At 65.3% G+C, this 20,462-nt stretch carries 18 protein-coding genes; 10 read left to right on the forward strand and 8 right to left on the reverse strand.

Annotated features, from left to right (window positions below):
• Positions 1-113 precede the first annotated feature (113 nt).
• Entirely contained in the window at positions 114-1,292 is a 1,179-nt protein-coding gene (gene fadA, locus Q0894_RS15500; protein WP_299237024.1) for an acetyl-CoA C-acyltransferase FadA, read from the reverse strand.
• A gap of 27 nt (positions 1,293-1,319) precedes the next feature.
• Entirely contained in the window at positions 1,320-3,509 is a 2,190-nt protein-coding gene (gene fadB, locus Q0894_RS15505; protein WP_299237027.1) for a fatty acid oxidation complex subunit alpha FadB, read from the reverse strand.
• A gap of 169 nt (positions 3,510-3,678) precedes the next feature.
• On the opposite strand from fadB, the gene Q0894_RS15510 reads away from it, so the two are divergent.
• Together Q0894_RS15510 and slyA are read left to right on the forward strand one after the other, a co-directional pair.
• Entirely contained in the window at positions 3,679-4,947 is a 1,269-nt protein-coding gene (locus Q0894_RS15510; protein ID WP_299237029.1) for a DUF5924 family protein, read from the forward strand.
• A gap of 73 nt (positions 4,948-5,020) precedes the next feature.
• Positions 5,021-5,473, forward strand: coding sequence for a transcriptional regulator SlyA (gene slyA / locus Q0894_RS15515; RefSeq protein WP_299237031.1), 453 nt, complete (start codon positions 5,021-5,023; stop codon positions 5,471-5,473).
• On the opposite strand, the gene Q0894_RS15520 is transcribed toward slyA, so the two are convergent.
• Positions 5,470-5,991: a preprotein translocase subunit YajC gene (locus Q0894_RS15520; RefSeq protein ID WP_299237033.1), complete on the reverse strand. Its 522-nt coding sequence runs from the start codon at positions 5,989-5,991 to the stop codon at positions 5,470-5,472. The genes slyA and Q0894_RS15520 overlap by 4 nt on opposite strands.
• A 120-nt stretch (positions 5,992-6,111) precedes the next feature.
• Between Q0894_RS15520 and Q0894_RS15525 the strand changes: the two genes are divergently transcribed.
• Positions 6,112-6,567, forward strand: a complete 456-nt coding sequence (locus tag Q0894_RS15525) for a universal stress protein (protein ID WP_132045141.1) — start codon at positions 6,112-6,114, stop codon at positions 6,565-6,567.
• Positions 6,568-6,654: 87 nt separating this feature from the next.
• On the opposite strand, the gene Q0894_RS15530 is transcribed toward Q0894_RS15525, so the two are convergent.
• Positions 6,655-8,601 (reverse strand): ATP-binding cassette domain-containing protein, encoded by a 1,947-nt coding sequence (locus tag Q0894_RS15530; RefSeq protein ID WP_299237036.1) that lies wholly within the window; start codon positions 8,599-8,601, stop codon positions 6,655-6,657.
• A gap of 123 nt (positions 8,602-8,724) precedes the next feature.
• Between Q0894_RS15530 and Q0894_RS15535 the strand changes: the two genes are divergently transcribed.
• On the forward strand, positions 8,725-9,627 hold the full coding sequence (locus tag Q0894_RS15535; RefSeq protein ID WP_299237038.1) for a TatD family hydrolase: 903 nt from the start codon (positions 8,725-8,727) through the stop codon (positions 9,625-9,627).
• 1 nt (position 9,628) lies between these two features.
• Positions 9,629-10,123, forward strand: coding sequence for a hypothetical protein (locus Q0894_RS15540; RefSeq protein ID WP_161422403.1), 495 nt, complete (start codon positions 9,629-9,631; stop codon positions 10,121-10,123).
• 8 nt (positions 10,124-10,131) lie between these two features.
• Here the strand turns inward: Q0894_RS15540 and Q0894_RS15545 are convergent, their stop codons facing one another.
• Together Q0894_RS15545 and Q0894_RS15550 are read right to left on the reverse strand one after the other, a co-directional pair.
• Positions 10,132-12,297, reverse strand: a complete 2,166-nt coding sequence (locus tag Q0894_RS15545; protein ID WP_299237041.1) for an alpha-ketoacid dehydrogenase subunit alpha/beta — start codon at positions 12,295-12,297, stop codon at positions 10,132-10,134.
• A gap of 135 nt (positions 12,298-12,432) precedes the next feature.
• Positions 12,433-12,996 carry an elongation factor P hydroxylase gene (locus tag Q0894_RS15550; protein ID WP_299237043.1) on the reverse strand — a complete coding sequence of 188 codons (564 nt, stop codon included), beginning with the start codon at positions 12,994-12,996 and terminating at the stop codon, positions 12,433-12,435.
• A gap of 123 nt (positions 12,997-13,119) precedes the next feature.
• Here Q0894_RS15550 and Q0894_RS15555 point away from each other — a divergent pair, with 123 nt between their 5' ends.
• The 3 genes from Q0894_RS15555 (at position 13,120) to Q0894_RS15565 (ending at position 16,469) form a co-directional block, all read left to right on the forward strand.
• Positions 13,120-14,556: an MATE family efflux transporter gene (locus tag Q0894_RS15555; RefSeq protein WP_299237045.1), complete on the forward strand. Its 1,437-nt coding sequence runs from the start codon at positions 13,120-13,122 to the stop codon at positions 14,554-14,556.
• On the forward strand, positions 14,528-15,589 hold the full coding sequence (locus Q0894_RS15560; protein WP_299237047.1) for a DUF3080 family protein: 1,062 nt from the start codon (positions 14,528-14,530) through the stop codon (positions 15,587-15,589). The genes Q0894_RS15555 and Q0894_RS15560 overlap by 29 nt, the downstream gene beginning before the upstream one ends.
• 148 nt (positions 15,590-15,737) lie before the next feature.
• Positions 15,738-16,469, forward strand: coding sequence for a hypothetical protein (locus tag Q0894_RS15565; protein ID WP_299237049.1), 732 nt, complete (start codon positions 15,738-15,740; stop codon positions 16,467-16,469).
• Here Q0894_RS15565 and tusA read toward each other — a convergent pair.
• Positions 16,466-16,705, reverse strand: a complete 240-nt coding sequence (gene tusA / locus Q0894_RS15570) for a sulfurtransferase TusA (RefSeq protein ID WP_132045155.1) — start codon at positions 16,703-16,705, stop codon at positions 16,466-16,468. The two genes, Q0894_RS15565 and tusA, sit on opposite strands and share 4 nt — an antisense overlap.
• 75 nt (positions 16,706-16,780) lie before the next feature.
• Between tusA and Q0894_RS15575 the strand changes: the two genes are divergently transcribed.
• Positions 16,781-17,071 (forward strand): antibiotic biosynthesis monooxygenase, encoded by a 291-nt coding sequence (locus Q0894_RS15575; protein ID WP_132045157.1) that lies wholly within the window; start codon positions 16,781-16,783, stop codon positions 17,069-17,071.
• A 3-nt stretch (positions 17,072-17,074) separates the two neighbouring features.
• Here Q0894_RS15575 and rlmM read toward each other — a convergent pair whose 3' ends face one another.
• Positions 17,075-18,154 carry a 23S rRNA (cytidine(2498)-2'-O)-methyltransferase RlmM gene (rlmM, locus tag Q0894_RS15580; RefSeq protein ID WP_299237056.1) on the reverse strand — a complete coding sequence of 360 codons (1,080 nt, stop codon included), beginning with the start codon at positions 18,152-18,154 and terminating at the stop codon, positions 17,075-17,077.
• A gap of 348 nt (positions 18,155-18,502) precedes the next feature.
• Between rlmM and gdhA the strand changes: the two genes are divergently transcribed.
• Entirely contained in the window at positions 18,503-19,855 is a 1,353-nt protein-coding gene (gene gdhA, locus Q0894_RS15585) for an NADP-specific glutamate dehydrogenase (RefSeq protein ID WP_299237057.1), read from the forward strand.
• The last annotated feature ends 607 nt before the right edge of the window (positions 19,856-20,462 follow it).

Below are 20,462 nucleotides of genomic sequence, written 5' to 3' on the forward strand. Positions count from 1 at the left end.
GGAGGCGAGCGAGTGGCAATTTGATAAAAGTGGCAATCTGATATCAGTGGCAACCAAAACGAAGCGGCGGCGCCCTCTGGGCGCCGCCGCTGTTTTCTGCATCGAGCCGGTGCTTACGCCAGGCGTTCGAACACCGTCGCCACGCCCTGCCCCATGCCGATACACATGGTGGCCAGGCCCAGGGTGGTATCGCGCTCGCGCATCACGTTGAGCAGGGTGGTGCAGATACGCGCACCGGAGCAGCCCAGCGGATGACCCAGGGCGATGGCGCCGCCATGCAGGTTGACCTTCTCGTCCATGACATCGCGCAGGCCCAGGTCCTTGAGCACCGGCAGCGCCTGGGCGGCGAAGGCCTCGTTGAGCTCCACGGTGTCGAGGTCATCGGCACTGAGGCCGGCGGCCTTGAGCGCCTGCTTGGAGGCCGGTACCGGCCCATAGCCCATGATGGAGGCATCACAGCCGGCCACGCCGGTGGAGAGCACCCGGGCGATGGGCTCGAGACCCAGCGCCTGGGCCCGCTCGTAGCTCATCACCGCCATGCCCGAGGCACCCACCGAGAGCGCCGAGGAGGTACCCGCGGTCACGGTACCGCCGCGCGGGTCGAAGGCCGGCTTGAGGGCGGCCATCTTCTCCAGGCTGGCATCGGCACGGATCACCTCATCCTGCTTGATCAGGGCGCGGAAGCCGTTGGCATCGTGCCCCTCCACGCCGATGATCTCGTTGTCGAACCCGCCTCTCTCAAGGGCGGCCTGGGCACGCTGGTGAGAGCGTACGCCGAAGGCGTCCTGCTCCTCCCGGGAGATGCCGTGCATCTTGCCCAGTAACTCGGCGGTAAGGCCCATCATCATCGCCGCCTTGGCGGCATGCTTGCTGGCCGCCGGATTGACGTCGACGCCGTGGGTCATGGGCACATGCTCCATGTGCTCCACGCCCCCGATCACATAGAAGTCGCCCATGCCGGCCTTGATATTGGCGGCGGCGATATGCAGCGCGCTCATCGAGGAGCCACACAGGCGGTTGACCGTCTGCGCCGGCACGGTGCGCGGAATGCCGGTCATGATCGCCGCATTGCGGGCGATGTTCATGGCCTGCTCCAGGGTCTGGTTGACGCACCCCCAGATCACGTCATCCACTTCGGCCGGGTTGAGGCCCGGATTGCGGTCGAACAGCGACTGCATGACGGCAGCGGACAGGTTCTCGGCTCGCACGTTACGGAAGGCGCCGTTCTTGGCCTTGGCCATGGCGGTACGCACACAGTCGACCACCACGATATCTCTCGGATTCAAACTCATCTTGCTACTCCTGTAGGGGTGGTGGGGTCAGGCCTGGTCCGGGGCCTGGTCCTGAGTGTCGTAGAAGCGCTCGCCGGCAGCCGCCATCTCGCGCAGCTTGTCGGTGGGGGCATAGAGGGCGCCCAGCTCCCCGGCCAGCTCGTCGGCCAGTGCGACGAAGGCCTCCACTCCCATGGCATCGATATAGCGCAGCGCGCCACCGCGGAAAGGCGGGAAGCCGATACCGTAGATCAGCGCCATGTCGGCCTCGGCCGGGCTGCCGACGATGTTATCCTCCAGACAGCGCACGGCCTCCAGGCAGAGCGGCACCATCATCCGGGCGATGATGTCGTCGTCGCTGAATTCGCGACTCTCCTTGACCACCCCCTTGACCAGCTCGATGGCCGCCTCGTCGCGGACCTTCTTCGGCTTGCCCTTGCGATCCTCCTCGTAGGCGTAGAACCCCTTGGCGTTCTTCTGTCCCAGGCGATCGTTCTCGTACATCAGCTGAATGGCGCTGCTTTCGCCCTCGCCTCCCAGGCTGCCCATGCGCTCGGGGAAGCCCTTGGCCATGACCTCGCCGGCATGCACCGCGGTGTCCATGCCCACCACATCGAGCAGATAGGCGGGCCCCATGGGCCAGCCGAACTTCTCCATCACCTTGTCGACCCGGGCGAAGTCGGCGCCCTGCTCCATCAGCAGGCTGAAGCCGCCGAAGTAGGGAAAGAGCACCCGGTTGACCAGAAAGCCGGGGCAGTCATTGACCACGATCGGGGTCTTGCCCATGGCGCGTGCATAGGCCACGGTCGCCGCCACCGCGGCGTCACTGGTCTTCTCGCCGCGAATCACCTCGACCAGCGGCATGCGATGCACCGGGTTGAAGAAGTGCATGCCGCAGAAGTTCTCGGGGCGCTTGAGGTTGGCCGCCAGACGATCGATCGAGATCGTGGAGGTGTTGGAGGCCAGGATGGTCTCCTCGCCGACCTCACCCTCAACCTCGCTAAGAACCGCCTCCTTGACCTTGGGGTTCTCGACCACCGCCTCGACCACCAGATCGACGTGCCCGAAGTCACCGTAGGAGAGGGTCGGGCGAATGTTGCTGAGCCTCTGGGCCATCTTCTCGGTGGAGAGCTTTCCACGCTCGACCTGCTTGGCGAACAGCTTGCGGGCCTCCTTGAGCCCCAGCTCGATGGCGTCGTCCTTGATATCCTTCATCAGGATGGGCGTGCCCTTGGAGGCACTCTGGTAGGCGATGCCACCGCCCATGATGCCGGCACCCAGCACCGCGGCCTGCTTGACCGGACGCGCCGCCTTCTCGTAGCGACTGCCCTTCTTCTTGACGACCTGATCGTTCATGAACAGGCCAACCAGGTTGAAGGCCACATCGGTCATTGCCAGCTTGGCGAAGGCCTTGGCCTCGATGGCCTGAGCCCGGCTGCGTTCCTCACCGGCGCCCTTCTGGATCACCTTGATCGCCTCGACCGGGGCCGGATAGTGCGGGCCCGCCTTGCCGGCCACGTACCCCTTGGCGGTCTCGAAGGCCATCATCTGTTCGATGGGGCCGAGTTTGAGGGGCTGCTGTTTCTCCGCACGGCGGGCACGGTAGTCAAGCTCCCCGGCAATGGCGCGGGCCAGGATATCGCGGGCGGCGGCTTCCAGCTGCTCGGCCGGCACCACGGCATCCACGGCACCCATCTTCAGGGCGGCGTCTGCCCGATTCTGGGTCCCGCCGGCGATCCATTCGATGGCATTGTCGGCACCGATCAGGCGCGGCAGGCGCACACAGCCGCCCCACCCCGGGAGGATGCCGAGCTTGGTCTCGGGCAGGCCGATCTGGGCGGATTCACTCATCACCCGGAAGTCGGTGGTCAGCAGCACCTCGCAGCCGCCGCCCAGCGCCAGGCCATTGATGGCGGTGACGGTAGGAAAGGGAAGATCTTCGATGGCGTTGAAGATGCCGTGCACCCGCATCAGCATCGACTCCAGGAAGTCACCGCCCTTGCCAAACATGGCCTGGAACTCGGTGATATCGGCGCCGACGATAAAGGCCTCCTTGGCACTGGTGAGCAGCAGGCCCGCCAGGCCGGTCTCGCCCTGCAGCGCCTTTACCGCCTCATCCAGCTCGGTGACCACTGCACTGGAGAGCTTGTTGACCGACTCATCCTTGAGATCGAAGGTCAGCGTGGCGATATCATCATCGCCGCGTACCACCCCGATGGCATTACCCTGATAGATCATTCCGCGAACCTCCCGATTTCATACGGACGTTTGAATGCCCACAGCTTGGTTCAGCCTGGCCCGCACGTCAAGTCTCTTCCCCGGTGACTCAGAAGTATGGCAGCCAGGCCAGCCAGCAATGCTGCTAGGATAGCGGGCTTACCGAGTCGTCATCCCAACCGAGACAACCATGCCCACCCCACACGATACGCCATCCGCCAGCCGCATCACTCGCCTGCAGGCCCGCGCCGAAGGGCTGGTGAGACGACTGCGCCCCTGGAGCTGGCTATGGCCTCCCATCGCTTTTGCCGCGGGGCTCGGCAGCTTCTTCCTGGCGGAGCGCCAGCCGTGGCTCGGTGCAGTGCTGGCGCTGGGGATGCTCGCCGCCTGGCTGCTGCTGCTCTCCGAAAGCGTGATCGGCCGCCTGCTGGCACGCCGCGGCTACCCCACCTTGGCCCAGGGGGCGACCCAGTTCATCGCCCAGATGATCCACCAGGAGACACTCTTCTTCTGCCTGCCCTTTCTGCTGGCGACCACGGTATGGAGCAGCGGCCAGGCCCTGTTCACCCTGCTGGTGATCGCCATGGCGCTGTTCTCGATTATCGACCCGCTCTACTACCGGGTCGCCGAGCGGCTACGCTGGCTCTACTTCGCCTTCCACGCCCAGTGCGTCTTTGTGGTGGTGCTGGTCACCCTGCCCACCCTGCTCCATCTGACCACCTACCAGAGCCTGCTGCTGGCGATTGCCGCCATGCTGCTGTTCAGCCTGCCGAGCCTGCTTCATCTCACCGCCAACCAGAGCGGTCGGCGCTGGCTGATGGCGCTCACCCTGCTGCTGCCCCTGGCCGGGGCCGCCTGGGTAGGCCGGATCTGGGTGCCGCCCGCCAGCCTGTGGATCACCGCCACGGCGCTCTCGCCTGGCTTCGACGAGGCCGCCCGCTCACCGGAGGGTGAGCTTCGCCTCAGCCCCGAGGCGCTGAGCCACCAGGGACTGTTCGCCTTTACGGCCATCCGCGCCCCGCGTGGGTTGCGGGAGGAGATTCATCATGTGTGGCGCCACGAGGGCGAAGAGGTCGACCGCATACCGCTAGTGATCGAAGGGGGGCGTAAGGCGGGGTATCGGGCCTGGAGCCATAAGCAGAACTTCCCCGAGGTGACCGCGGGGCAGTGGCGCATCGATGTGATGACCGAGGGGGGTCAGCGCATCGGGGTGATCCGCTTTCGGGTGGCCGATGGGCAGAGCGCTACCCTGGCCGATGGTCGCCTGCGTCGACCGGCGGGCCTGCCCGGGCTTTCCTGGCAGCCTCCGGTCCCGGGCGATGGCGAGCCCATCGCCGAGGAGACGCCCCCACAGGAAACCGGCCCATCAGCGCAGACCCCGGACCAGAGTGCCGAGAAGCAGGGTAACGCCGCAGAGGCAGAAAGCCCGGCGCCAGCCACTGTGCGAAAAAGCGAATGATAAGCCCGCTTGCAATCCACGCAGGGGGTTCCGACAATTCGAGAATACTTCCTGAACCGAAGGCCCTTTGCCCATGCATGAGAATATCGGGTTCCAGCTCAGCCGGTTACCTCGCTTATGGCGCGCGGTCATCGATGAGCGTCTCGCGCCCCTGGGGCTGACCCAGACTCGCTGGGTCACCCTCTATCACCTGTGGCGGCTCGGCGATGGTCAGCCCCAGTGTGATCTGGCCCGCGCCATCGGCGTGGAGGCCCCCTCACTGGTGCGCACCCTGGACCAGCTCTCCGACCAGGGGCTGGTGGAGCGTCGCCCCTGTGATCAGGACCGCCGCACCAAGCGCGTGTTTCTTACCCCAGCCGCCACCCCACTGCTCGAGCGCATCGACGACGTGGTACGCGAGGCTCGCAACGAGATGTTTGCCGGCCTCGACCAGGACGAGATCTCCACCCTGGCCGAGCTGCTGTCCCGCATCGAGGACAACGGACTGGCCCTGCAATCGCGTGGCGAGGCCACGGTAGAAGACTAGAACGCGGGCGGTCCCGGCACTTGCCGATCATCGGGTCGGCCCGCCAGGCCGTCTCGCAGGGCCTCGAAGTCCTCCAGATAGGTCGAGAAGCGCGCAAAGCCCTGGGACTCCTGCCACCACAGGGTCAGGGCGTCGGCCCCGGATTCCACGACCAGGGCGTCCTGAGGCAGCCGCTCCAGCAGTCGCTTGAGCCTGGCCTCCACCCCCTCGGGCAGGGGGCGCAGCGGCTCCTTGCGCCAGCGCCAGTCATGCGCGAAGGGCTTGAGCGCCTCGGCCGCGTGCGAGTCTCGCACCAGCATGAAGTCAGGCCCCGGCTGCCGTGGTGGGTAGGGCCAGCGATAGGCCGGCATCGGGGTCTTCTCGCCATGCAGGGGCGGCACCCGCAGGGTTACCTTGATGCCCGTCTGCATGGCAGCATTGCGCAGTGACCCCACCCGCTTCTGGCGTGGATTGGGCTTGAGCCATATCACCGGTGATATCACCAGAAACATGGTCAGCAGGATAATCAGCCAGATCATTGGCGCCTCTCCCCTCGAGTTAATGCGAAATGGTTGATATAGATCGTTGTCTTGCCGCGCCTGCCGGCCTAGAGTGAAGGCATACGATTCACCGAGAGATACCCGTCGAGGAGACGTCCCATGAGCAACGAATATCGTCACGTCCTGGTCGCCGTCGACCTGACCAAGGATTCCCACAGGGTGCTTGAGCGTGCTCATCAGATTGCCGACCGCAACCATGCCCGGCTCTCGATCATGCATACCCTCGAGCCGCTCGGCTTCGCCTATGGCGGCGATATCCCCATGGACCTGACCAGCATCCAGGACCAGCTCGATGAGCATGCCAAGCAGCGGCTGGCCGAGATCGCCGATAGCCATGTGGCCAAGGAGGATCAGCACGTGCTGGTGGGCATGCCCGACACCGAGATCCACCGCTTCGCCGAGGAGAATGATGTCGACCTGATCGTGGTCGGGTCCCATGGCCGCCATGGCTTCGCCCTGCTGCTGGGCTCGACCTCTACCGGCGTGCTCCACGGGGCCCAGTGCGACGTCCTCGCCGTGCGCGTCGGCAAGAAGGGAGAGGAGAGCGCGGAATAACCCCCTCGCTTCCATCCTGACAAGGCGCCCTCCGGGGCGCCTTTTTCATGCTTCCTCGATCACGCCTCTTCGTTCACGGTTCATGGTTCATGCCTCTCCGGCGGCCATCGCCTCTAGCTCCATCCAGCGCTCCATGGCCGCATCGAGCTCGGCCTGACGCGCCGCGAGAGCCTCAAGGGTGGCGGTCACCTTGCTGGCCTCCTGCTGATAAAAGGCCGGGTCGCCCACCTGGGTCTCGAACTCCGCGACCTCACCCTCCAACCGCTCGATCTCCGCCGGCAGCCCATCGAGTTCACGCTGCAGCTTGTAGGAGAGCTTGACCGGTTTCTTCGCGTTGGCGCTCGCCGACGACTCACCCGTGGAGGAGGCCTTCCTCTCCGGCTCCGTCGCGGGCGTCTCCGCCACCGGCTCGGCATGCTGGCGCGCCGCCCCTTCCCAGGGGGCCGGCGGCAGGCTCCCGCCCTGACGCACCCAGTCGCTGTAGCCGCCCACATACTCACGCACCCGCCCCTCGCCCTCGAAGGCCAGCACGCTGGTGACGACGTTGTCCATGAAGGCGCGATCGTGGGAAACCAGCAACAGGGTGCCATCGAAGCTGAGCAGCAGCTCCTCGAGCAGCTCCAGGGTTTCCACGTCCAGGTCGTTGGTCGGTTCGTCCAGCACCAGCACGTTGGCCGGCTGGGTGAACAGCTTGGCCAGCAGCAGGCGATTGGACTCACCGCCGGAGAGCGCCTTGACCGGCTGGCGCACTCGCTCCGGCGTGAACAGGAAGTCCTGCAGGTAGCTCATCACATGGCGGTCGCGGCCGCCCACGGAGATGCGGTCGCTGCCCTGGGCTACGTTGTCGTAGACCGTCTTCTCCGGCTCCAGTCCGGCGCGCAGCTGATCGAAGTAGGCCACCTGCAGCTTGGTACCGAACTGCACCTTGCCTTCGCTCGGCTCCAGCTCGCCAAGCAGGATCTTGAGCAGCGTCGTCTTGCCGGCGCCATTGCGGCCGATAAAGCCGATACGATCGCCACGCTGCACCTCGAGGGAGAGGTCGCGGATCACCGTCTCGTCGGCGAAGTGCTGGCTGACATGCTCGAGGCTCACCACCCGCTTGCCGCTGCGCTCGCCGCTGTCGACGGAGAGTGAGGCCTTGCCCTGGCGATCGCGACGCTCGCTACGCTCCCGGCGCAGCTGCTCCAGCGCCCTCACCCGCCCCTCATTGCGGGTACGACGCGCCTTGATCCCCTGGCGAATCCAGGCCTCCTCCTGGGCGAGCTTCTTGTCGAACTCGGCGTTCTCTCGAGCCTCCACTTCCAGCTCGTGGTTTTTCTGCGCCTGATAGGCGGCGTACTCACCGGGGTAGTGCCCCAGGCGGCCGCGATCCAGCTCCAGGATCGAGGTGGCCAGCTTCGACAGGAAGGCGCGGTCGTGGGTGATGAACAGCACGGCCCCCCTGAAGTCCAGCAGCTGCTCTTCCAGCCAGGCAATGGTGTCGAGATCGAGGTGGTTGGTGGGCTCATCGAGCAGCAACAGGTCAGGCTCGGCCACCAGCGCTCTTGCCAGCGCCACTCGGCGACGCCAGCCGCCGGAGAGCGACGCCATCTCGGCCTCGCCGGGAAGGCCGAGGCGAGTCAGCACCACATCGATGCGCTGGTGGAATGACCAGCCATCGATGGCCTCCAGCCGCGTCTGCAGCTCGGACATGCGGCGCATGTCCGGCTCCTCCTCGTGAATCAGATGGTGGTATTCGGAGAGCAGCTCGCCGGCCTCGGGCAGGCCACCGGCCACCATATCGAAGATCGTCTGGCCGGAGGCCTCGGGAAGTTCCTGGGCCAGCACACCGATCTTGAGCCCGGGAGCACGCCAGATGCTGCCGCCATCGGGCAGGATCTCGCCGGCCACCAGGCGCAGCAGCGTCGACTTGCCGGTGCCGTTGCGCCCCACCAGGGCCAGGCGCTCGCCCTTCTCCAGCACCAGATCGGCGCCATCGAGAAGCACATGGGTACCATAGGCCAGTTGCAGCTGTTCCAGACGTAGCAGGGTCACGCGGGGTCCTCCTCGATCGACAGGGCGCCCAGTGTAACGCAAGCGCGCCCCGACGTGGCCGCAGCATCCAACCGACGGGTAGAATAGTGGCCTTTGCCGACCCTCAAGCACAGGAGCCAAGGCGTGTCCGACACCTTCGACGACTTCCTGCCCGAGGCGCTGCGCTTCACCGCGCCCGCGCCTCTGGTGGATATCGGTGCCAACCTGACCCATGACAGCTTTGCCCGGGACCTCCCGGCCGTGCTGCGCCGTGCACAGGCGGCCAACGTCACCACGCTGATTCTTACCGGCACCGACCGCGAACATGCCGAACAGGCCATCGCCATGGCGCGCCAGCACGCCGGCAAGGGTCTGGCGCTGCATGCCACCGCTGGGGTGCACCCCCATGACGCCAGCAGCTGGGACGCCGACCTCGCGATCGCCATGGGTGAACTGCATCGCCAGCCCGAGGTGGTGGCTGTGGGTGAGTGCGGCCTCGACTTCAATCGCAACTTCTCCACGCCCGCTGAACAGGAGCGGGCCTTCGAGGCTCAGCTGGAGCTGGCGGCGGAGAACGGCAAACCGCTATTTCTTCACGAGCGCGATGCAGGCCAGCGCATGCGCGAGATCCTGCATGCCTGGCGAGACGAGATCACGGATGCCGTGGTGCACTGCTTTACCGCCGACCGCGCGACGCTGTTCGGCTATCTCGACCTGGACCTGCATATCGGTCTGACCGGCTGGCTATGCGACGAGCGCCGCGGCCACCATCTGCGAGAGCTGGTCACCCAGATTCCTTCGACGCGGCTGATGCTCGAGACCGACTGCCCCTACCTGCTGCCACGCAACTTACCTGCCAAACTCAAGGGCAGACGTCACGAACCGGCCCTGCTGCCCTGGATCCTGCGTGAGATTGCTCACTGGCGTGGCGAATCCGAAGCCGAGCTGGCAACCGCCACCACCGCTACCGCCCGGCGCTTCTTCCGGCTGACCGCGGACGCCGCCGGCGAGACAGACCGCGACGACACGACACATGAGGACTCCTGACATGCCACCCAATGGCACAGACAACTCGATCCCCGGCTTTATCGCCGTGGAGACCGGCGATGCGGGCGGCCTGCCGCTGGCAATCGCCTGGACGCTGCCCGACGGCCGTATCAAGCACACCCTGATACAGCCCGATGATGAGTGGCTGGAGGCCGAGCTGGTATCACTCGGTGGCTACAGCCTCGAGGAACTCGGCAGCATGGGGGTCAGCCCGCTGGACGTAATCCGCGAGCTGGAGGGTGACCATTTCAATGCCACCCTCTACACCGCCGGCGTCGGCGACGATGAGGCGGCCCTCTCACAGCTCTTCGACACCTATGGCCTCGACCCCTTCGTCGAGCTGGCCCCCGCCGACAGCCTGTATGATGACCTCGACCCCGGCGACTGGTCGCGTGCCCGCGGCGAGCTGTTTGGCGAACTGGGCCTGGAGCCGCTGCGCCCCGAGCATGAGGTGGAGGTGATGCTGCACCTGCATCAACGCCTGAAGGAGAGCTGATCGCCCAGCTATCGCGCCAGCAGTGCCCGTGCATGCTCCACGATGCCTTCAACCGAAGGCAGGGTGACAGTGGCGGCCCGTGCCAGCGGTATGAAGCTGTCCTCCGCGGTGAGTCGTGACAGGCGCTCGCCGGGCAGCCCACGCTCCACCAGGGCGGTCATCAGCTCCTCGCTCACCGACCCGGTTCGGCGACACTCGTCGACGATCAACACCCGCGCGCAGTCGCCCACCATCGCGAAGACGGCGTCGTGATCGATGGCGGTGAGCCAGCGGAGATCGATGATGCGCAGGGCGATACCCTCGGCCTGAAGCCGCGCGGCCGCCTGACGAGAGAGATGGACCCCATTGCCGTAGGTAACGATGGCCAGCTCGCTGCCGTCACCCCAGCGACCGAGCTCCCCCGGCGCCAGGCGGTACTCCGCTCCCGGGTCGGGAAAGCACCAGCCGCCATCCCCCTCCTCCAGCAGGTCGCGGCGGTGATAGAGGGCGATCGGCTCGATCATGACCACCACACGCTGCTCCTCGTCGGCCAGGCGCACCGCCTCCTGGAGCAGCCCCACCGCATCGGCCCCGTTGGAGGGGCAGGCCACCAAGAGGCCGGGGATATCGCGCAGCACGGCGATGGCGTTGTCGTTGTGGAAGTGGCCGCCGAAGCCCTTCTGATAGCCCAGCCCGGCGATACGCACCACCATGGGGTTGGTGTACTGGCCGCTGGAGAAGAAGCTCAGGGTGGCCGCCTCGCCGCGTAGCTGATCCTCGGCGTTGTGCAGGTAGGCCAGGAACTGGATCTCGAGAATCGGTACCAGTCCGCTCTGCCCCATGCCGATGCCGAGCCCGAGTATGCTCTGCTCATCGAGCAGGGTATCGATCACCCGATGCCCCCCGAAGCGCGCCTGCAGCTTCTGGGTCACCCCGTAGACGCCCCCCTTGCGGCCGATATCCTCGCCGGCAAGCACCAGATGGGGATAGCGGGTCATCAGTCGATCGAGTGCCTGATTGAGCCGTCGAGCCAGGGTGTCGTGGGTCGTGCTGATCTCACCACGCCAAGGCTGCGCGCGCCCGGGCCGCGGCGGTGGCACGATGCTGGCCATCACCTGCGATGCCTGCTCCAGGCGCGGGCGACACACCGCCTCCTCGGCCAGTCGCGCCACCCGTTCGCGCACCCGATGATAGAGAGCGGCGACCGCCTCCCGGTCGAGTCCCGCGTGACGGCGCAGCAGCCCGGCGCCGATCAGCAGCGGATCGCGGGCTTCATCGGCCTCGATGCGCGACGCTGACAGATAGGCCTGCTGCGCATCGGAGCCGGCATGGCCGAACAGACGCACACAGCGCATGTGCAGAAACACTGGCTGGCGTCTGCTGCGAGCGATGCGTACCGCCTCGCGGGCCACACGCCAGGTATCGAGCAGATCAAGGCCGTCGCAGGCGAGATAGTGGATCCCCGGGCGTGCGGCCATGCTGGCCGCCACCCACCCCTTCGGTGTGGGCGTGGAAATACCGATGCCATTGTCCTCGCACAACCAGATCAGCGGCATCGGCACAGCCTGGAAGGCGGACCAGGCGGCGGCGTTGAAGGCGCCCTGGGCAGTCGAGTGGTTGAAGGAGGCGTCGCCGAAGCTGCACAGCACCACGCTGTCGCCGGGCCACTCGCCACCAGCTCCCAGCCGTCGCCACAGCCCCAGTGAGTAGGCCGCTCCCATGGCCTTGGGCAGGTGTGAGGCGATGGTGCTGGTCTGAGGGGGGATGCACAGTGTCTTGGAACCAAGCACCTTGTGGCGGCCACCGGAGATCGGATCCTCGGCGGAGGCCGCAAAACTCAGCAGCATGTCCCACAGCGGCGTCTGCCCAGGCACCCGGCGGGCCCGCTGAAGAAAGAAGGCCGCATCGCGATAGTGGAGGAAGGCGGGATCGCTGGCGCGAAGCGCCAGGGCGATGGCCGCATTGCCCTCATGGCCGGCGCTGCCGATCGTGTAGAAGGCCTCGCCGCGGGCCTGCAGACGCCGAGCCTGGAGATCCAGATGACGGCTCATCAGCTGCGACTCGAACAGCTCGATCAGTTCTTCAGGGGCGAGCCCCACGGCGCCCGGCGTCAGGGACTGATCGGCGGCGGGCCAGTCGTCCTGGGCCAGCGCATCGAGGAAGCGCTGCTCCTGGGGTAACGGGTCGGGAAACACGGCGGCACCTCGCGGCGTTGATGTCTCCCCCTAGCCTAGCCTGCTCTCCAGACGAGGGTGTTGGAGCGACCGCCCGGGTCCGATAAGGAGGCTGCCCGTGGGTTCATATCGCCCCTGCCGAGCGTGGCGCGCCACTCAGGCCGGCTGAGGCGGGGCGGCAAGCCTGGCGCGACCGGAGGCCACCGCCTCGCACAGAGGCAGGCCCTGGTCATAGAAGGCGGCCAGGGTACGGCGCCACGCGTCTGCCCGCGACGGCAGCCCTTCACGCTCGTAGCGTCGTGCACGCGCCTCGACCCTGGCATGGAAGGCCTCACGGTCCACTACGGCATCGCCATCGAGGTTATCGACGCTGACATGGAAGCGCAGGCCACAGGCCCGCGAGAAGAGCAGCTCCAGCGCCTGGGGCGCGACCTCCACGGCCTCGAAGTCACGTTGCTGGGCGACATCGCGCCCATCGGGCAGATACCAGTAGCCGTAGTCCTCCAGCTGGCGGCGCTTCGCCCCGGCGATGCACCAGTGGCTGATCTCGTGCAATGCGCTGGTAAAGAAGCCGCGGGCGAAGATCACTCGGTGCCAGGGCGAGTCGGCGTCGGCGGGCAGGTAGAGGGGGTCATCGCCACCCCGTACCAGACGCGTTCGGTAGGTCTCCTGAAACAGGCCATCGAACAGGGCGATGATATCCTCCAAGCGGTGTGTCACGCGGCCTCCATGATCGTGGTTGAGGCCCTAGTATACCGCTCGCCAGACGGGCAAAGAATGCCCGGCCTTGCTAGCATTGCCCCCCCTACCCGACTGCATGGAGCGCATCTCTTGAGCCGCCCGATGGCCACCCTTTTCGATACCGCCCGCCGTGAGACTCGTCCACTGCTGGCGCTGGCCCTGCCGATCTGCGGCGCCCAGCTGGCTCAGGCAGGCATGAGCGTGGCCGATGTGATGATGACCGGTCGACTGAGCGCCACTGACCTGGCGGCGGTGTCGGTTGGCTCCAGCCTGTGGCTGCCACTGATGCTGTTCATGACCGGCACCCTGATGGGGCTCACTCCCATCGTCGCTCAGCTGCTGGGGGGAGGTCGTATCGCGGAGATCACCCCCAATGTGCACCAGGGGCTATGGGTAGCGCTGGTACTCGGTGCACTGGCCGCCGGGCTGCTGTGGTTTGCGGTGGGCCCGATCTTCACCCTGATGGAAGTGCCCGAGGCAGTCGCCGAACGCTCGCGTAGCTATCTTCTTGCGGTGGCCTTCGGCATGCCCGGGGCCGCGCTCTTCCAGGCCCTGCGCGCCTTCTCCGACGGCATGAACCATACCCGTCCCTCGTTATGGATCAGCCTGGCGGGGCTGGCCGTCAATGTGCCAAGCAACTTCGTGCTGATCTACGGCGGCGAGGGACTGACCTCCCTGCTGGGGCCCTGGCTGCCGCATTGGCTTCAGGCGCTGCCGGCGCTTGGCGCGCTGGGCTGCGGGATCGCCACCGCGCTTTCGCTATGGACCATGTGCCTGTGCATGGGGCTCTATACGCGCCACTCGCGTGCCTATGGCAAGGTGTCGCTATGGCATACCGCCAGCCTCCCACGTTGGCGATTGGTCAGCGAACTGCTGTACGTAGGACTGCCCATCGGTGTGGCAATCTTCGTCGAGGTCACGCTATTCACGCTGATCGCCCTGTTTATCGCCAGCCTCGGCGAGGTCACCGTGGCTGCCCATCAGGTAGCTCTCAACTACACCTCCATCCTGTTCATGCTGCCGCTGTCGCTGAGCATGGCGCTAACGGTACGGGTCGGTAATGTGCTGGGACAGCAGCGCCACAACCATGCGCGCCGGATCGCCTGGCATGGGATTGTCCTCTGCCTGGCCGTGGCCCTGCTCAACGGCCTGCTGCTGCGATTCACCGCCGAACCGGTGATCGGGCTCTACACGCGGGACCCGGAAGTGGCCTCTCTGGCCCTGTCGCTGGTCCTGCTGGCCATGATCTACCAAGTCTCCGACTCGCTACAGGTCAATCTCGGTGGCGCACTGCGCGGTTACAAGGACACGCGTATCATCATGGTGATCACGCTGACCTCCTACTGGCTGGTGGGCATGGCCGGCGGCCACTGGCTGGGCACCCGCGGAATTCCTGGACTCGTGGCGCCGCTCGGCGTCCATGGCTACTGGATCGGCTTGATCGGAGGGCTCACCGTCGCGGCCATCCTGCTCGGTGAGCGACTGAGACGAATCAGCAAGGCGGTGGCCCATGGCGAACGCGACCCGCTTCATCCCTGACCCTGTGTGCCGTGGCATCGTGGCCATAGCGCTTATCCTGATGCTGGCAGGCTGCGACACCAACGATGCCAGCGATCGGCTGCTCCGCGACTATCAGCGAACCCTGGCCGAACGCCTCGACCTGTCACCTCCCGACCACGCCGAGCCACGCAATATCGGTGCCTTCCCCAGGCTACGCGAACGCCGTGTCCCCATCCCCGACACCCGCGAGGGCCTGCTCGACATCTTTGCCCTGCGTGAGTGCCATATCACCACCCTGGTCGCCCAGCGCAACAGCACCCTGGGACTTGTGGCCCCCGCCAGCCAGCGCTGGCAGTACGAACTAAAACTGTGGCAACGCCTCACGGCATGCCTGTCGAGCGGGGTGGCCGACAGGCTGGCCGCGGATGACCTCGCTCGTCTCGAACAACTAACCGCCACCAAGCGCCGACAGCTTCCACAGGCGAGCTGGAATGGGCTCTTCGGTTCCGAGGAGTGGGCGCAGAGCTTCTCACGCGTCAGCTCCCCACTGCCCCCGGATGACCTGACGCCTTCGAGTGAGCAGCTAACCGCCCTCGAGTACCTTAACGCCTTGAGTCGCGCGCCGCTGGAAAGCTCTCCGCGACCGGTCGACCTCGAGGCACTCGAGAGACACCTGCAGGCGCTCAACGACCGTCCCTACACGGCACAGCTACTGCGCACCCTGCTGCTCGCCGAACAGCGCCTCACGGAAGCCAACACCTTGCTCGACCAGGCGCTCGACACCCCCGGATACTGTCCGCCGGAAGGCTTCTCTGCCGACCCGCGGCAGGCACCCGAGGCACGGCGGCTCGCCAACTGGCTGACAGCACTGGATGATGCCGCTGAGGCGTGGCTCACCCGCCTCCTGCCACTCTTCGATAGCCTTGAGGCGCCGCCGGAAGCGGTCCAGGCCTATCGTCAGGCGTGGCTCTCTCGGCGAAACTCCCAGGCGCCATTTCCGAGCTTCCATCAGGCCCTGCAGGCCCATCTTGAGCGGCGCGAGGCTCTCGCCTCACGCTGCCCCGAGGCATGACCGTCAGCGGCCCCGTGATGCAGAGCTTAACCTATGATCGGGTCTATGCTATTGGTGGTGCTTGAGTGACGCAGAGCGCTTCCGCACCGGCCCGGGGCGATCGCCGCCCGGCCTGGTTCCGTGATCAAGCAGCACCTGGAGGGACACCATGGGAACCCAGATGTCACCCCGCACTGCCCGGGTCATCGACCTGGATGCCAGGCGCCAGCGTCAGCAGGCCAGACGCCGCCTGGTCCGATTGGCACCGGAGCTTGATGGGCTCGAGATGGTGTATCGCCTCGACGCCAGCCCCGACACCCTGTATGGCATGCCACTGCTGGCATGGGGCCTACGCGAGGATGGTGAAGTGGTGGGCCTGGTGGCGTGGATGGAGTCACTGACACCCTGCCAACGCCTGGACGATGACGAGCATGGCCGCTTCGTCGGCTATCGGGATCCCGAGACCGAGGAGCTGCTCGATAGCGCTCCAGAGCACAAGGTGATGGAGCTGGAGCACGCCGCCAGCTACTTCGATTACGAGGAGACCGAGCAGGTCACCCTGATCCAGCAGCTACCCGAACTGCAGGGCACCCACGCCCTGTGCATGGATGATGGCGAGGCCCCCTGGCAGCTCAAGCAGGTATTCGGCTGGCGACTCTACAGCGACGGCACGGTCGAGGCGCTACTCGCCGATGAGCGCCATGTGGAGCAGACGCCGATCGTGCTCGGCGATGCCTGTCTCTATCCCGTGCATAGCCGCCATCGCCGGGTCTACTTCTTTCAGCGCCAGATCGCCAACCGGATTCGCCAGGAGGACCCGGCGACCCTGGAGGCGCTGGCCCTGATCGTTGTGCCTGAGGGCATCCCAGCCACGCCGGCGGCGCAGAGGGGACAGGATTAGCCTAAACGGATAAAGTAGAGATAACTGTCTCCCTGCTGCTGCTGATGGACCAGCTCATGCCCCAGAAACTGGCAGAACTTGGGCACATCGCGGGTGGTCGCCGGGTCGCTGGCGACTACCTTGAGCACCTCCCCGGTCTGCATGTCGCGGACCTTGTTGTGCATCAGCATGATCGGCTCGGGACAGTAGAGTCCGGTGGTATCGAGTTCGGCCTGAAAGTCGTGTTTCTCTGCCATCGAGAACCTCCTGGTGACAATTGAAGATCGCTGTAAAGGCATTAGGTGCTAAAGAAATCAGTCGGAGCCTGCAAGATGATCAAGATCATTATCGAACGCCGTATCATGCCCGGCCTCGAGGAAGAGTACGAGGCGGCCGCCCGCGAGGCCATGCGAGTGTCGCTGGGTGCCAAGGGCTTCGTGGGTGGTGAGAGCCTCGTGGAGCAGGGGCACAGCGACCGGCGTCTGATGATCACCAAGTGGCGTGACCTGCGTGCCTGGAAGGAGTGGTACACCAGCGAGACCCGCACTCAGGTAATGCAGCGCCTGCTGCCACTGCTAACCGAGGAAGAGCGGATCCGCATCTACGAACCCACCACGCACTGACGCTTACCCTTTCAGTCTCACATGCACCGTCACCTCTTCACGATCGTGATAGAGGTGACGGCAGGCAATCTCGGCCTCGACCCTGGCCGCCTCCAGCGCCTCGGAAAGCCGACGCAGACAGGCATCCACTTCCCGCCAGCGCTGCTTCATCGGCAGCTTGAGATTGAAGACCGCCTCCCGACACCAGCGCCGAACCAGCCAGCGCTCTACCATCGCCTCCACCCGTGAGGGCTTGTCGACGATATCGCAGACCAGCCAGTCGAGACGGTACGGAGGCTCCCAGGTGAAGCCGTCCGCATGCAGGTGCTCAACCTGCCCGGTGGCCATCAGCGCCTTGTCCATCGGGCCATTGTCGATCGCATAGACATGCATGCCCCGCTGCACCAGCTGCCAGGTCCAGCCACCCGGTGCCGCGCCGAGGTCTGCCGCCTGCATGCCCTCGCCGAGTCGTTCGTCCCACTCTCCCCGCGGCACGAACTCGTGCCACGCCTCCTCCAGCTTGAGAGTGGAACGACTGGGCGCCGATTTGGGAAAACGCAGACGCCGGATGCCTCCCGGCAACTCGCTACGATTTCCCGGGAAACTCATTCCCAGCTGAACCCGGTCACCGGCACTCCACAGCAGGTGCAGGCGCCTGCCGCCCGCCTTGCGACGCAGCGCCTTGCGCTTTTTCAGCAGCGAGGTCAATGGCCGCTCCAGCGCCTTGGCAAGCCCGGCCAACGCCTTGCCATCGTTGGTATCGGGGGTCTCCTGCCAGAGGCTCTCGAAACTCCAGCCGCTGGCCGTCACCTGATCGACGATCGGTGTCAGTCGATCGTCCCGCGACAGCGTCAGCGGCGGCAACGCTACCAGGCTCTGACGGGCGAAGACCAACCCGTCCAGCGGCAGGTCACGATGCAGGCCGTTGGCGACCTCTCCCTCGGGGAGCAGGAATCTCACGAAGCCTGCGTCCCGTGTAAAGGCGGCCTCCCCCGACCTGCCAAGCGAAGCCGCCTTCTCGGAGAGCTCGGCAGCCAGGTCATGCTCGAAGCTCGGACGGCAGTAGCAGAGAAGCTCCACCGGATATGTTGTCGTCTTCTCCATGCCGTCTCTTCCTTACCGTTACAGCGCCTCGTGAACCCAATCTGTGCTGCCGGGACACCGGCGGCAGAGCACCTTAGCACCGCTCCCCGCACAGGGAAAGCCGGCACGACCGCCGCACCCCCTCGACCAGAACGACTCGCGGCGCAGTGGGTAATGGAGTCCTACCCAGCATCGAGTGCCGGTGATGACGACAGCCGGGAAGCAGGCTGCACCATCACAGCGCACATAGCGCGCATAACCCATACATTTGCTGCATAACGGTGCATTGCTATATAGTCGTTACCGTGAAAAACACTTTCAGATTGGCCCGCCGTGGCCGGCCCACTCACCTTCTTGCAGGATACGATGATGCCCTACGTTCATGAGACACTGGAAAAGCTCCGCAAGAGCAGCCCCGCCCAGACCGAGTTCTACCAGGCCGCGGAGGAGGTACTGGAGTGCCTGCGCCCACTCTTCAAGCGCAGCCCCCACTATCATGACCACAGCATCATCGAGCGTATCGTCGAGCCGGAACGTCAAATCATGTTCCGCATCTGCTGGACCGATGACGAGGGTCGCGTACAGGTCAACAAGGGCTATCGCATCCAGTTCAACTCGGCCCTGGGGCCCTACAAGGGCGGGCTGCGCTTCCACCCCAGCGTCACCTCCGGCATCATCAAGTTCCTCGGCTTCGAGCAGATCTTCAAGAACGCCCTGACCGGCCTGCCCATCGGCGGTGGCAAGGGTGGCTCGGACTTTGACCCCAAGGGCAAGTCCGATGGCGAGATAATGCGTTTCTGCCAGGCCTTCATGTCCGAACTGTATCGCCATATCGGGCCTCATACCGATGTTCCCGCCGGCGATATTGGGGTTGGCGGTCGTGAAATTGGCTACCTCTACGGCCAGTACAAGCGCCTTACAGGCCGTTATGAAGGCGTGCTGACCGGCAAGGGGCTGGACTGGGGCGGCTCGATCGGTCGCAAGGAAGCCACCGGTTACGGCGCTGTCTACTTCGCTCAGAACATGCTGGAAGCCAGGGGACAGACTCTGGAAGGCAAGACCTGCCTGGTCTCGGGGGCCGGCAACGTGGCGATCTACACCATTGAGAAGCTATACGAGCTGGGCGCCAAGCCCGTGACCTGCACCGACTCACGCGGCACGCTGCATGATGCCCGCGGCATCGACCTCGACCTGCTCAAGGAGCTCAAGGAGGTCACCCGCGCTTCGCTGGAGACCTATCTGGAGAAGCACCCGGAGGCAACCTATATCCCCGTCGGTGAGTATCCTGAGGATGGCCACGCGGTCTGGCGCATCAAGGCCGACGCCGCCTTCCCCTGCGCGACACAGAACGAGCTTACCGCCGCCGATGCAGAGGTCCTGGTCAGCAACGGTGTAAACTGCATCAGTGAAGGTGCCAACATGCCCTCCGCCGCCGATGCCGTGGATCACTTTCTCGAGGCGAAGATCGCCTATGGCCCCGGCAAGGCCGCCAATGCGGGCGGTGTCGCGACCAGCCAGCTGGAGATGGCCCAGAACAACAGCATGGAACAGTGGCCACTGGAAAAAGTCGACGTGAAGCTCAAGGAGATCATGGCCAATATTCATCGGCAATGCGCCGATACCGCCGAGGAGTTCGGCGAGCCTACCAACCTGGTGCTGGGTGCCAATATTGCCGGCTTCCGCAAGGTCGCCGACGCCATGATCGACCAGGGCGTTGTCTGACCAGGCGTTGATCACGCACCTTCCTGCAAGTGCACCACAAACAAGCCCGGACCTGCTGGTCCGGGCTTTTGCGTGGCTTGCCGAGCCGAGTTTGTCGGCGTCGCTTGCTGCCTTAAACGTAGGGGAGAGACCCACGGCGAGCCTGTGCCGCACACTGGGCTTCAGCCAACTTGATCATTCCATGCCAGAGCCCACGCAGAGCAGGCTTCACGACTCTGCGTGAGGTGCCGCTACGATCCCAGATGGTAGGGAAAGCTACTGTCGAATTGCTCATAACATGAACCTCACGGTTGGTGACCTTTGAGATGACTATACCTTTGTCTAACGACTAAAGTCTAACCACATCCCTCCCCTACCCTCAGGCTCTCTGAAAAAAGCAGGCAGCAAACGCAAGAAAGCCTCGAGCTCATCATGAGCCCGAGGCTTTTTCCAATAACTGCCTGAGGGTGTTCCGGCCGGCGCTCCGGTGGCCGGCACTCCGGGACTCTCCATGGGGAGGCCCCTAAAACGACGAAACCCCGTCCATGGGACGGGGTTTCTGAATAAGTGCCTGACGATGACCTACTCTCGCATGGGGAGGCCCCACACTACCATCGGCGCAGAGCGG

Source organism: uncultured Halomonas sp. (genome assembly GCF_947501415.1).
Lineage (GTDB): Bacteria > Pseudomonadota > Gammaproteobacteria > Pseudomonadales > Halomonadaceae > Halomonas.

What these genes read in the sequence shown, in the direction of transcription:
- tusA (WP_132045155.1), bottom strand. Translation starts at nt 16,705, where the DNA reads ATGGCAGAGAAACACGACTTTCAGGCCGAACTCGATACCACCGGACTC.
- Q0894_RS15510 (WP_299237029.1), top strand. Translation starts at nt 3,679, where the DNA reads ATGCCCACCCCACACGATACGCCATCCGCCAGCCGCATCACTCGCCTG.
- Q0894_RS15520 (WP_299237033.1), bottom strand. Translation starts at nt 5,991, where the DNA reads ATGATCTGGCTGATTATCCTGCTGACCATGTTTCTGGTGATATCACCG.
- gdhA (WP_299237057.1), top strand. Translation starts at nt 18,503, where the DNA reads ATGCCCTACGTTCATGAGACACTGGAAAAGCTCCGCAAGAGCAGCCCC.
- Q0894_RS15565 (WP_299237049.1), top strand. Translation starts at nt 15,738, where the DNA reads ATGGGAACCCAGATGTCACCCCGCACTGCCCGGGTCATCGACCTGGAT.
- fadB (WP_299237027.1), bottom strand. Translation starts at nt 3,509, where the DNA reads ATGATCTATCAGGGTAATGCCATCGGGGTGGTACGCGGCGATGATGAT.
- slyA (WP_299237031.1), top strand. Translation starts at nt 5,021, where the DNA reads ATGCATGAGAATATCGGGTTCCAGCTCAGCCGGTTACCTCGCTTATGG.
- rlmM (WP_299237056.1), bottom strand. Translation starts at nt 18,154, where the DNA reads ATGGAGAAGACGACAACATATCCGGTGGAGCTTCTCTGCTACTGCCGT.
- Q0894_RS15560 (WP_299237047.1), top strand. Translation starts at nt 14,528, where the DNA reads ATGGCGAACGCGACCCGCTTCATCCCTGACCCTGTGTGCCGTGGCATC.
- Q0894_RS15575 (WP_132045157.1), top strand. Translation starts at nt 16,781, where the DNA reads ATGATCAAGATCATTATCGAACGCCGTATCATGCCCGGCCTCGAGGAA.
- Q0894_RS15555 (WP_299237045.1), top strand. Translation starts at nt 13,120, where the DNA reads ATGGCCACCCTTTTCGATACCGCCCGCCGTGAGACTCGTCCACTGCTG.
- fadA (WP_299237024.1), bottom strand. Translation starts at nt 1,292, where the DNA reads ATGAGTTTGAATCCGAGAGATATCGTGGTGGTCGACTGTGTGCGTACC.
- Q0894_RS15540 (WP_161422403.1), top strand. Translation starts at nt 9,629, where the DNA reads ATGCCACCCAATGGCACAGACAACTCGATCCCCGGCTTTATCGCCGTG.
- Q0894_RS15525 (WP_132045141.1), top strand. Translation starts at nt 6,112, where the DNA reads ATGAGCAACGAATATCGTCACGTCCTGGTCGCCGTCGACCTGACCAAG.